At 37.2% G+C, this 12,173-nt stretch carries 13 protein-coding genes; 2 read left to right on the top strand and 11 right to left on the bottom strand.

What is annotated here, in order from left to right:
- Window positions 1–5: 5 nt before the first annotated feature.
- The 6 genes from DDF69_RS12215 to DDF69_RS12190 all read right to left on the bottom strand — a co-directional run bounded on the left by DDF69_RS12215 (window position 6) and on the right by DDF69_RS12190 (window position 4,926).
- Complete coding sequence (locus DDF69_RS12215) at window positions 6–596, bottom strand: hypothetical protein (RefSeq protein WP_114821017.1); 591 nt, start codon at window positions 594–596, stop codon at window positions 6–8.
- A 13-nt stretch (window positions 597–609) separates the two neighbouring features.
- A complete protein-coding gene (locus DDF69_RS12210; protein ID WP_114821016.1) occupies window positions 610–1,119 on the bottom strand; it encodes an RNA polymerase sigma factor in 510 nt (169 codons plus the stop codon).
- 266 nt (window positions 1,120–1,385) lie between these two features.
- Window positions 1,386–1,745, bottom strand: a complete 360-nt coding sequence (locus DDF69_RS12205) for a hypothetical protein (protein ID WP_114821015.1) — start codon at window positions 1,743–1,745, stop codon at window positions 1,386–1,388.
- 62 nt (window positions 1,746–1,807) lie between these two features.
- A complete protein-coding gene (locus DDF69_RS12200) occupies window positions 1,808–2,623 on the bottom strand; it encodes a hypothetical protein (RefSeq protein WP_114821014.1) in 816 nt (271 codons plus the stop codon).
- A 10-nt stretch (window positions 2,624–2,633) separates the two neighbouring features.
- Window positions 2,634–3,143: an RNA polymerase sigma factor gene (locus DDF69_RS12195; protein WP_114821013.1), complete on the bottom strand. Its 510-nt coding sequence runs from the start codon at window positions 3,141–3,143 to the stop codon at window positions 2,634–2,636.
- Between the two features lie 154 nt (window positions 3,144–3,297).
- Window positions 3,298–4,926, bottom strand: coding sequence for an NADP-dependent glyceraldehyde-3-phosphate dehydrogenase (locus DDF69_RS12190; protein WP_114821012.1), 1,629 nt, complete (start codon window positions 4,924–4,926; stop codon window positions 3,298–3,300).
- Between the two features lie 284 nt (window positions 4,927–5,210).
- Between DDF69_RS12190 and tpx the strand changes: the two genes are divergently transcribed.
- Window positions 5,211–5,780, top strand: a complete 570-nt coding sequence (gene tpx, locus DDF69_RS12180) for a thiol peroxidase (RefSeq protein ID WP_185144344.1) — start codon at window positions 5,211–5,213, stop codon at window positions 5,778–5,780.
- A 377-nt stretch (window positions 5,781–6,157) separates the two neighbouring features.
- Here tpx and DDF69_RS12175 read toward each other — a convergent pair whose 3' ends face one another.
- From DDF69_RS12175 to DDF69_RS12160, 4 genes are all read right to left on the bottom strand, one after another.
- Entirely contained in the window at window positions 6,158–6,865 is a 708-nt protein-coding gene (locus DDF69_RS12175) for a TonB-dependent receptor plug domain-containing protein (RefSeq protein WP_114821009.1), read from the bottom strand.
- A gap of 465 nt (window positions 6,866–7,330) precedes the next feature.
- Window positions 7,331–8,092 carry an MBL fold metallo-hydrolase gene (locus DDF69_RS12170; RefSeq protein ID WP_114821008.1) on the bottom strand — a complete coding sequence of 254 codons (762 nt, stop codon included), beginning with the start codon at window positions 8,090–8,092 and terminating at the stop codon, window positions 7,331–7,333.
- A gap of 399 nt (window positions 8,093–8,491) precedes the next feature.
- Entirely contained in the window at window positions 8,492–9,034 is a 543-nt protein-coding gene (locus tag DDF69_RS12165) for a Crp/Fnr family transcriptional regulator (RefSeq protein WP_114821007.1), read from the bottom strand.
- 15 nt (window positions 9,035–9,049) lie between these two features.
- Window positions 9,050–11,035 (bottom strand): urocanate hydratase, encoded by a 1,986-nt coding sequence (locus tag DDF69_RS12160; protein WP_114821006.1) that lies wholly within the window; start codon window positions 11,033–11,035, stop codon window positions 9,050–9,052.
- Between the two features lie 280 nt (window positions 11,036–11,315).
- Between DDF69_RS12160 and DDF69_RS12155 the strand changes: the two genes are divergently transcribed.
- On the top strand, window positions 11,316–11,666 hold the full coding sequence (locus DDF69_RS12155; RefSeq protein WP_228411980.1) for an endonuclease domain-containing protein: 351 nt from the start codon (window positions 11,316–11,318) through the stop codon (window positions 11,664–11,666).
- A gap of 201 nt (window positions 11,667–11,867) precedes the next feature.
- Here DDF69_RS12155 and DDF69_RS12150 read toward each other — a convergent pair whose 3' ends face one another.
- A complete protein-coding gene (locus DDF69_RS12150; protein ID WP_114821005.1) occupies window positions 11,868–12,161 on the bottom strand; it encodes a hypothetical protein in 294 nt (97 codons plus the stop codon).
- Window positions 12,162–12,173: the final 12 nt, after the last annotated feature.

Below are 12,173 nucleotides of genomic sequence, written 5' to 3'. Positions count from 1 at the left end.
CTTTGTTATCCTTTTAATTCTTCTAAAAGACCTTCAATATATTGGATATATCTTCCATAGTAGCGTTGATACCAGAATCTTCCAACAAAATAAAGCAAAAATAATCCTACGGTTACTGTACTAATTAAGACCACCGCAATCTTCAATTCACTCAAAGGTTTTGGCCACGGGATAAACTCCAGGACAATAAGAATTTCACAGACAAGAAACGGGGCAAAACTGATGTAGTATGAGAGGTAATACTGTTTATTAAGATTGAGCTGCATCACCAGATCTTTCAGAGAGTCATAGGTTTTGGGGGCTGGATTACTGATTTCATTATACAGTTTAAAGAACTTACTGAAAAAGAAAACAGTAACAATAAGCATGGAAGCAATTAATACGGTTATGTACAATTGAAGTTTAAAGGGTCTGCACACAGCGCACACCAGAAAAGCGAAGACAAAGATTCCTATCATCCACCAGAATTCCACGCGCATATTCTTGCGTATTTTTTCAAGGGGAAGATTCAGTTTATTGCTCTGTTCTATGCTTATTTCGGGAGTTTCCTCCACAATATCTTCGTTCCAGGTATTTTTCAATTCATCGATATTCATTGGATTACTGATTTTAATGTTGGTTGGTTTTTATTTGGCTTAAGATATCTTTAAGTTTGTTTTTGGCCCGGTTCATTTTCACTCTTGCATTGCCTTCTGAAATTCCCATCTGTTCGGCAATCTGCTTTCCTGAAAAATCTTCCAGATAATAGAAGATAAAGGCCTTGTCAATAGAATTAAGCTGATGGATAGCTTTATACATTTCAGTCAGGCGCTCTTCTTTACGCTCATCATAATCTTCCTGAACAATGATCTGATTGGAAAAATCTTCATGGGTAATAAAACTTCTTCTCTTTTCTGTTTTAAGGAAAATAATAGCGGTATTCAAAGCAATTCTGTACAGCCATGTAGAAAATTCACTTTCGCCTCTGAAACCGGGAAATGCTTTCCAGAGCTGATAGGTAGTCTCCTGAAAAAGATCATCACGGTCATCTTTTTCAGTCATGTACATCTTAGCAATCTTAAACAGGATTCCTTTATGCTGTTCAATTTTACTGATAAACTCTTGTTCTAATGAGGTCATAGCTTGTTACTCTATAGAGTTAGTTTTCGTTTAAAAAAATTGTTACAGATTTTTACAAAAGAAATAAAAAAAACCTGGCAGAAAATACAGCCAGGCCTCATTGTGTTTTTTAAGCTTATTACTATTTCCTCAGAATAGTATGAGTCGAAATAATTTTTTCTGACCTAATGAGTTAGTAGAAAAAAAGTAAAAATGTTACATCAAAAAAAGCAATAAGCTGATATTTTTTATATCAGCTTATTTATTTTAAGTATTTAATTCTTTTATTATTTAAAATCTAAGAAATCATCTTTTTCAAGATAATGGTTCAGGGCAGTGATAAGCTGAGAAGAGCTAATATCAGCACGCTGTCTGAAAGCAAGATCCACCACATCCTGAATATTTTCATCAGAACACATATATTGAAGCTTGTTATGGAAAACGAAATCAGGTAAGATTTCATTATCATGCTCACCGATATCCAAAGGATCTCCGATAAAAACTTTCATTTCGGGTTTAAATTCATCTGTTGATGAATAGACTGCATAATTATATTCCGGATCAAAGGATGCCTTCCTATCCTGTTTGCTCTTTACCAGTTCCAGAAATTCCTCTATAGAATACACCTGATTTTTAAAATCATCCATGTGATATTTTTTTACAACTCAATGTTCTAAAGATAGAAATTTTACAGAAGATAGCGTAATTTCTAATTTAGTTTATTTAAAGCCCTCTGCAATGATCCGATATCCAGAAAATCAAGTTTTGCTCCCACTATAATAATGATCAAAAGAACAATTGTCAGAAATAAAATGATAAAAAAGTACATGGATACAAACCATATCACAGTATTCAGAATATTTCCTTTAATCCCCATTTTATTCATAAAAAATTTCTGTGAGCGTTCAAACCATGTCTTTCTCTTTTCAACTTTTGGACTTACGTCAATTCCATTAAGTTCATCTACCAAACGTACTATATCATTAATGTATCTTCCGTACATATAATAGATCCAGTATTTGATGATAAAAGCGATCAACAAAAGGGTAATCAGAAGGCTGATCCCGAAAATAGCCAGGTTATATTCCCTGTCAAAATGAAAATTGATCTGAATCAGAGATAAAAGAAACCCAAGAGGAATATAGGCAATATAATAGGAGATATAAATCTCTTTCGAGATGAGAAGCTGCGTTTTGAGAGTAAACAGATCATAATTTGTATTGGTACTGTTTTTTCTAAGTAGCTTATACAATTTCAGGAAGCGGGAATAAAAATAAACAATAATAGCAAGGGTCAGAATGGTGACAAATACTGAAATCGTTTTAATATTAGAGTCCTTAGAGGCGAAAGGAAAACCTGTTAACAGCAAAGGCAGTGTTACAATCATCAGCCAGAATTCAGTTTCCATATTCACTTTCAGCATCTGCAGCGGAGAGTGTATTTCCTTCTGTTTTTCCAGAGAAATTTCAGGGGATTCCTTCCCTGTATCTTTATTCCAAAGTTCTTTAAAGTTTTCTAATTCCATAGTGTTATTTTTAATAGGAACCTGTACCCTGTCTGGTAATGATCTCTTTCAGTTTTTCTTTTGCTCTCTTCAGCTTTACCCGTGTATTCACTTCAGTAATTCCCAGCTGTACAGCAATCTCTTTTCCGGAAAAACCCTCTAAAAAGAAGAAGATAAGGGCTTTATCTATGGGGCTCAACTGATGGATGGCTTCATACATCCGCTTCATATTCATATCATCCGTATCATTATAAGGTTCCTGGCGGGCACTCAGCCCATCGACATTCTGATTCTGTATAAAACTACGTTTTTTTTCACTTCGCAAAAAAACAATTGCTGTGTTAAGCGCAGTTCTGTACAGCCATGTGGAGAAATCACTCCTCTTTTGAAAATCACCATATGATTTCCAGGCCTGGTAAATGATCTCCTGATAGAGGTCATTCTGATCGTCCTTATTATCCATATACATTTTAGAGATCTTGAAAATAACACCTTTGTGTTTTTCAATTTTCTCTAAAAATTCTTTTTCGGGTGAAGACATGATTTACACACTGATCCTTAGATAATATTTCTAAAAAATACCATCTTATTATAACACAAAACTCTAATTCCGGCATTAAGTTAAAAAAATCCTCAACAAACCAAGGTGTTTATTGAGGATTTTTATTTTATGTTAAATACAATATCAGTCAGAATCAGAAAATATAATCTGTACTTAAAAAGTTAGAATCATGTTCCCTTACAATAGTATTCAGCAGCTCCTTATTGGAATCTGTCAGTTTCGCAGCTACCAGAGACCGGATGGAGAATGAACGGAGCGCATCAAAAACAGAAAGTGTTCCTTCTGCACTGTCTTTTCTTCCGGTAAATGGAAAAACATCGGGACCTCTTTGTGCCTGGCAGTTGATATTGACACGGCTTACAAGATTTACAAACGGATCAATCAGTCTCGCTACTTCATGAGGATCTTCACTAAAAATACTTACCTGCATCCCATGAGAAGCATTCACCTGATATTCTATAGGTTCTTCTATATCTTCGAACGGAACAACAGGAATCACAGGGCCAAACTGTTCCTCATGATAAAGCTTCATATCACTGTTTACAGGATATACTACAGCCGGGAAAACAAAAGATTCATCTGTATAGCCTCCATCTTTATTCAGTACTGCAGCTCCTTTCTGTAAAGCGTCATCAATACATTCTTTCAGATAAGCTGGTTTATTGACCTCCGGAAGTGGAGTTACTTTCACATCTTTCTCCCATGGCAGTCCAGCCTTTAAAGCAGAGACAGCAGCACTTAATTTCTCTGTAAACTCCAATGCCACTTCTTTCTGAACAAATATCAGTTTCAGTGCTGTACAACGCTGTCCATTGAAAGAAAGTGCACCCAAAATACATTCACTCACTGCCACATCCAGGTTTGCATTTTTGGTAACAATGGCTGCATTTTTTGCATCCAGACTTAGGATAGCTCTTAAGCGATTCACTTTCGGGTGTAGTTTTTTCAATCCGTTGGCCACTTTACTGGATCCGATAAAGGCAAGAACGTTCACTTTCCCGCTTTCCATAATCGGAGTGATGATTTCTGATCCTTTTCCATATAATGTATTCACAGTTCCTTTCGGGAAGGCTTCTTTGAAAGCGTTCAATAAAGGATAATGAGCAAGGACACCATGTTTCGGCAGTTTAAAAAGGATGGTATTTCCCATGATCAAAGCCGGGATCAGGGTGGTAAAAATTTCATTCAGAGGATAATTGAAAGGTCCCATACTTAACACTACGCCAAGCGGTGCCCTTCTGATCTGTGCTATAGTTCCTTCCGCCTGTTGAAAGCGGGAAGATTCCCTGTCAAGATCTTTTAATGCATCAATGGTTTGGTTGATATAATCTACAGTACGGTCAAATTCTTTAGTAGAATCAGCCAGTGTTTTTCCGATTTCCCACATCAGTAGTTTGATAACCAGATCTCTCTGCTGGATCATCAGGTACACGAATTTCTGCATACATTTGATTCGTCCTTCCACAGACATTGTCGGCCACTCACCCAGCCCATTATCATAGGCTTTTACGCAAGCTTCGAGAACTTCCATAGCCTCGTTCGGGCCAATATTCGGAATACTTCCCAGAAGTTTTCTTTCCAATCCGTTTTCTGTGGGGATGCATACCGGGGAATAAATTTCCGTGACATCTCCTTTCCATTCTACCAGTTCGCCATTCAGAAGATAGGTTCTCTGATGGATCACCGGAACTTTATACTCTTCCGGAATTTCGTTTTCTCCTTTAAAAATGTGATGGAATGATGCTGTATTTTCTGAACTCATAAATCTTTCTATTTTTTTATGTGATAAGACTGAGATTGTCTCAAAATTTAAATTATTTGACTTTTGTCATTCTGAAAGGAAGAATCTTTGTTGATTTTTATATGAGATTCTTCATTACATTTTATTTCATTCAGAATGACACCTTTGAAACTACTACATTTTATAATATAAAGGTAGAGGTAAAATGTGTTGAAAAAAATAATCTGACAATAGATTCGATCTATTTGAATTAAAATTAATCTTAGCTCCTGAAAAAAGAATAATTTAGCTTAAAAATAAATTTCATGTTTTCAAAATTAGTTTGCGGCACACTGCTATTCTTCTCTGCAGTAGGCTTTGCACAAAAATCTAAAGCAATCAATACTGTTTTAATGGGAGGAAAGGAAGTTCATACCTATGCCAAATTGCCGGCACTGAATAAGCCGGCTCCTAAATTTACCCTTACCGATGTGAATATGAATGACCAGACCTTGGACTCCTTCAAAGGAAGATATGTTATTCTGAATATCTTTCCGAGTGTAGACACTGGTGTTTGTTCTGCTTCTGTACATCATTTCAATGAAGAGGCTGGAAACCTTCCCAATACGGTAGTACTTTGTATTTCCAAAGACCTGCCGTTTGCCCAGAAAAGATTCTGTGGAGCGGAAGGAATTAAAAATGTGGTAATGCTTTCCGATTTCCGTTCGGACTTCGGATGGAACTATGGGGTGGAACTGGTAGATTCTGCAATGAAAGGTCTTCTGAGCAGAGCGGTTGTGGTGATAGATCCTTCAGGTAATATTATCTATGAAGAACAAGTGCCTGATATTTCTCAGGAACCGAACTATGAAGCGGCTATTGCGGCTGTGAAATAATAAATTATTTTAAACCATTAAGAAAAATTAAATAGTTAAGAATATTAAGATGAAGTGCGCAGCTTAAAAAACATCTTCGATGTTTCCCTTAACTTACCTTGACAACTTCAATGCTCTTAATGGTTCAAAAAATAAAACTCAGCGACTTGCTGAGTTTTTTTATGTTATAATTGTTTTGTTGGAAAAACGCTAAGGCGCAAAATGACATTAAAAACTTTCTGTTGTAAGGCGCAAGGATTTTATCGGAGATAAAATTTCACACCACCAATGTCATTGCGAACCGAAGGTGAAGCAATCTCAATATTCTCCGGCAGATTAGGCGAATTAAGCAGATAAATATGAAAAAGATTGTAAGATTTGTGGGAAAATAAAGAGTCTTAATTTGTTTTATATTTTTTTCTTTTTGTAGTAATTACGATTACCCCATCTTTGGCTTTTTCGCCATACTTTACTACAGCAGAAGTTCCTTTCAGAACATTCATTGTTTTTATCAGATTAGGATCCAGTGCATTTAATGCCTCAAAATCACTTATTTTCCCATCTACAATATACATAGGTTTATAGACTGCTCCGCTTGAAGGAGCTCCACCAATACGTATATTGCTATTATCTTTAGGTGCCTTCCCAATAACTCCTGATAATTTTGATACAATTTCTTTATTTTCCTTTTCTTTGACTTCTAATAAAGCACTGGCAGGCATTACTGCAACAGAACCAAGCCATTTTCTGTCTCTTTGAGTACCAAAAACAATTTCATGTTCATCTTCAGTCTTTAGGGTATCACAGGTTTTATTTTGCTGTGCATTCACACTTACAATCCCTCCTGTTGTCAGCATAGCTCCTACCGCAAACTTTACAAAAAGAGAATTAATATAAGAATAATGCAAATCCCTGTTGAGCTGTGATGGATTAAAAGCTCCACAAATTTCCTGCGAAGCATCAGCAAAAACATCTATAATCTCATCATCCGATGCTCTTCTGAAATCTCGCACGGTTTTGGAACAGACCGCACAAAATCTTCCTTTCTCATCTGGTGTCATGGCATTCCAATTTTCATGACAGGGTTTGGGTATGGTTATTTTCATAGGATTCTTTTCTTATAAAGATGCATTAGTGAAAGAATAGGTTGGAATTGCTATTAATTGTTTTTGTTGAAAAACCATTTAATCACTGTTGAGATTCCTTTAGAATGACAATAGGGACAAAGATCTATACTGGTTGTGAGAATTAAATATGCACAACATTTGTCATTCAGAGCGTAACGGAGTGGAGCGTGGAATCTAATAAAGTAATTAACAACATCGGCCTTTGTCCAATATAAAAAGAAAAATACAAAAGGCTTTAACCAAAACTTAATTTTAAATTTCGGCTAAAGCCAATCTTATTACGCACAAAAGAAAACGGGCTAAAGCCCGTTCCTATTGACGTATTGGTACGTACAAAAAATGGGCTTCCTTCGTCTACGCGCAAAATAATAACCTGTTCCTATTGATATTGAGATTCTTCATTCCATTGCATTTCAGAATGACAGTTTTCCTTACAAATATTAGTTATGATTCTACCAGCATTGCACCATCTTTTAAAATCAAATACTCCTGTCCTACTTCCTCAGAAATATTTTTCAAATCCTGCTCGTCAAAAACCTGAGGAATATAGCATTTTTCATGAGCAAACAACCCGTAATGGATAGGCACCAGCTTTTGGGCGTGTAGAAGACGAGCTGCAGCAAATGCTTCTTTCAGATTAAGGGACGCGGGAACCGGGCTGTATTCTAATCCAATGATCTCGAAATTCACTACCACTCCGTTTACGGGTAAGAAAGCGTAATCTATATTGGCGTTTTCTTTTCCAAGCTTCCAGAACTGGTTATGCCAGATGGTATCTCCACCATGAAAGATTTTAGTATCACCATCATCTACAATCCAGGAAGACTGTATTTCTCCTACGCCATCCATCGCAAATACCGGTTTGAAGGTGATGTTGTTTTCTGTGAAGGTTTCATCAAGATCAAGAACGATCATTTCAACATCAGGTACAAGTTTTCTTACAATAGGCTCCAGTCCTGCGTAGACGATCAGTTTTCCATCTTTCTTTAAACATTTTCGGATTACTCCTTTATCAAAATGGTCAAAGTGCATATGCGTAAACAGGATATAATCTGCCTGTACGTGGTCTGAAAATTCTATGAGATTCTCTACAGCATCTCCCAAAACAGGTTTGTGATAAGAGAAATCTTCTACCGCGTCTATTAGGATAGTTTTGTTGTGAGAAGTAATGCGAATACCTGCCCAGTTTAATTTTTGTATTTCCATATTCTTTTTTCAGCAAAGGAAGAAACTTACGGAAGGCCAGTCAATAAACAAAAGATAATTAATGAGGGGGTCTTGCGGATGGGAGCTGGGTGATGGAGGATTGAAGTTGATTATTTCTCTACAGTTTCTATTGCCTTTTCTTTGAATTAACAGTAAGGATTTTATAAACGCAAAGTTTTTATTGATTAACAGCAGATTCTAAGGGGGCAAAGAAGGCGGCAGAGCCGTTGTCTAAGCTAATGGTAAGAGCACGCACGCTTCATCAAATCGATTGAAAATCGATTCATCCTTTGCTCACTTAAAATAATGTGGATTTAAATTGAAACTTTGCGTTAAAAAAACTCAGCAAGATAATATACTCTTAGTAACTTCTTTTATTATCTTCAATTTCCAGCCCTCTTACAAAATTCTTTTTCTGATCCTGCTCAAGGAAATAGGCGTAATCCCGATATAAGAAGCCAGGTATTTCAGAGGAATATTTTGAATGTAATGGGGTTTGTTCTTCAGCAGGTATTCATAAAGGTCTTGCGGAGTGTTTTTCAGCAGAAGCATTTCCCTTTTCATCGCAGCATTCAGTTTTCTGCTCAGATAATAATTCTGTACGAAACGGCAGTGCGGATTTACAGCAAACAGGTCTTTCACCTCATCCAGAGTGATTTCCCATGCCAGTCCTTTGTTGATGGACTCGTAAACGGCATCGGAACTTTTTTCTTCAACAGTAAAAATATCACCGGGAAAGTAGAATTCTGCACAGATCTCGGTGTCGATATCTGAGGTACTGTTGATGTAGTATTTACGGACAAGCCCATCTTCTACAAGATAGGCTTTGTTGTCAGTAAATATATTTTTCTTTGAAAATTCAACCTCAGCAAACTTCTCCCATACAGGATCACTATCCTCTACGTTCAGGTGTGAAAACAGTTTTTTGTTGATGGTTGCCAATGTTGAATTTTTATATTACAATAAGTTTTCGTCTACAAGGTTCGGAAGGGTCACTTTTAAGTTTGGTTCTGCTTCCATCGCTCTTTTAATGGCGAAAACAGCGCCTTCATTTCTTGCCCAGCTTCTTCTTGAGATTCCGTTGTTTACATCCCAGAAAAGCATGGATTTTAATCTTCTGTCGGCATCATCACTTCCGTCAAGAAGCATTCCGAAACCTCCGTTGATCACTTCTCCCCAGCCTACTCCACCACCATTGTGAATGGAAACCCAGGTAGCTCCACGGAAACTGTCCCCAATCACGTTGTGAATGGCCATATCTGCTGTAAATCTTGATCCGTCATAAATATTGGAAGTCTCTCTGTAAGGAGAATCTGTTCCTGAAACATCGTGATGATCTCTACCCAATACAACAGGTCCTATTTCCCCATTTTTAATGGCTTTGTTGAAGGCTTCCGCAATTTTCATTCTTCCTTCTGCATCTGCGTAAAGGATTCTTGCCTGAGAACCAACTACCAGCTTATTTTCCTGTGCTCCTTTAATCCATTGAATATTGTCTTTCATCTGCTGCTGGATCTCTTCAGGAGAATTCTTAACCATTTCTTCTAATACGGCACAGGCAATATCATCTGTCTTCTGAAGGTCCTCAGGATTTCCACTGGAACATACCCAACGGAACGGTCCGAAACCATAATCAAAACACATAGGCCCCATAATATCCTGTACATAACTCGGGTATTTGAATTCTCTTCCCAATGTCGGATTTTCTGCCATTACATCTGCTCCGGCTCTGGAAGCTTCCAGTAAAAAGGCATTTCCGTAATCGAAGAAATACGTTCCTTTTGCGGTATGTTTATTGATGGCTGCTGCGTGTCTTCTCAACGTTTCCTGAACTTTTTCTTTGAATAACTCAGGATTTTCAGCCATCATGGTATTAGATTCTTCAAAACTTTGTCCTGCAGGATAGTAACCTCCCGCCCAAGGATTGTGAAGTGAAGTCTGATCCGATCCGATATCGATTCTTAAGTCTTCCTGATCGAATTTCTCCCAAACTTCCACAATATTTCCAAGATAAGCCAAAGACACGGTTTCTTTGTTCGCCTGTGCTTCTCTTACTCTTTTTACCAATGCATCAAGATCTTCATGAATCTCATTCACCCATTTCTGATCGTGGCGGATTTTCGTGATTTTTGGATTCACTTCTGCACATACGGTAACACAGCCTGCAATATTTCCTGCTTTGGGCTGAGCTCCACTCATTCCTCCTAATCCTGAAGTAACGAAAAGTCCTCCTTTCGGTTCTTTCTTGATTTTTCTGAAGGCATTTAACACGGTAATCGTCGTTCCATGAACAATCCCCTGAGGACCGATATACATATAACTTCCTGCCGTCATTTGCCCATACTGGGTAACACCTAATGCATTGAATTTCTCCCAATCATCCGGTTTTGAATAGTTCGGGATCATCATTCCATTTGTTACAACAACTCTTGGCGCATCTTTATGAGAAGGGAACAATCCCATCGGATGTCCTGAATACATCACCAATGTCTGATCATTATTCATTTCTGACAGATACTTCATCGTCAACAGATACTGTGCCCAGTTTGAGAATACTGCTCCATTTCCACCGTAAGTAATCAATTCATGAGGGTGCTGCGCTACCGCATAATCCAGGTTATTCTGAATCATCAGCATAATGGCTTTCGCCTGCTCAGATTTTCCGGGATAGTCTGTGATAGGTCTCGCCTTCATTTCATAATCCGGACGGAAACGATACATGTAAATTCTTCCGTAATCTTCCAGTTCCTGCTTAAATTCAGGAATCAGTTCTGCATGAAACTGAGGTTCGAAGTAACGTAAAGCATTCTTCAATGCCAGTTTTTTCTCTTCTTCTCCTAGAATTTCTTTACGTTTCGGAGCATGGTTGATATTGGTCTCGTATGGTTTTGGTTGCGGCAGTTGATTAGGAATCCCCTGCTGTATCTGTTCTTGAAATGTCATATTACTATTTAAAGGTCTATGTTTTAAACAATGTTTGAAGTTTTAAAGATATTCAAAATAGGAAATATAGGCAAGGGGTGAGGGGAAGAATGGTTTAAAGTTTAAGGTTTAAGGTTTAAGGTTTAAGGTTTAAGGTTTAAGCAAAATTATGAAATCTGTAAACCAGCCACCATTTGATATTAAATACTATATTTGAATAAATGCGCCTCAATTCCCCTCCCTCGGAGGGGTGGATTTCAAAGTTTTTAACTTTGAAAGACGGGGTGGTCAAAACACAACAATGAAAGAAATCCTCACCATCATCAACGGAATTCCGATCCGCAGGAATTTCGTTGAAAATCTACCCTACAATCCCTATTTAAAAGCATTATCAAAAGAAAAACGTAAAGCCCGGATTTTGGCTGAAGTGATCTTCTGGAAGAAAGTACGTGCAAAAAAATTCTATACCATAGACTTTGACCGACAAAGGATTATCGGAAATTATATTGTTGATTTCTATGTGAAAACTTTAGGACTCATTATAGAAATAGATGGTTCAAGCCATGATGAAAAACAGGTCTATGATGGGATAAGAGAAGAATATCTTGAGTCTTTGGGGCTTTTGGTTTTAGAATCAGTGATTTTGATGTGAGGAATAATCTGAATGTGGTGATGAGGGAGCTGGAGGATTTTATTGTGCTGCACTATGGAACCACCCCGTCTTCAAAAATCTAAAGAATTTTTGAATCCACCCCTCCGAGGGAGGGGAATTGCCCTTACCCATATTAGTCATTATTCAATATAAAAAAACCTTACTGAAATTCAATAAGGCAGATTTTTGTATCGTTAAAGTTTAGGTTAAAACATCATCGTTTTCTTCTTCATGGTCATCTTCATTATCGCTGAGACTCCAGTAGTTGTTTTCTTCATCTTCTGCTCCTATTTCTTCCATTTCATCATCGTCTTCAGCTCCAGGGATATCTAAGCCTTTATCTATTTTATCTTCATCAAAATCTTCATCCAGAATAGGATTTCCGTCTCCATCAAGTGGAATATGTTTTTCTTTCTGGAAAATATCTTCATTGGGATTATAATCCATTTGTTCCAGCTTTCTGTTCTGTTCATTAATATTGTCTTCCGGTATCATGATAATGTTATT

It is taken from the genome of Chryseobacterium sp. KLBC 52, from assembly GCF_003347605.1.
Taxonomy (GTDB): Bacteria; Bacteroidota; Bacteroidia; order Flavobacteriales; family Weeksellaceae; genus Chryseobacterium.
Note: the sequence above shows the minus strand (reverse complement) of the source record. Positions and strands in the feature narration are given on the sequence as shown.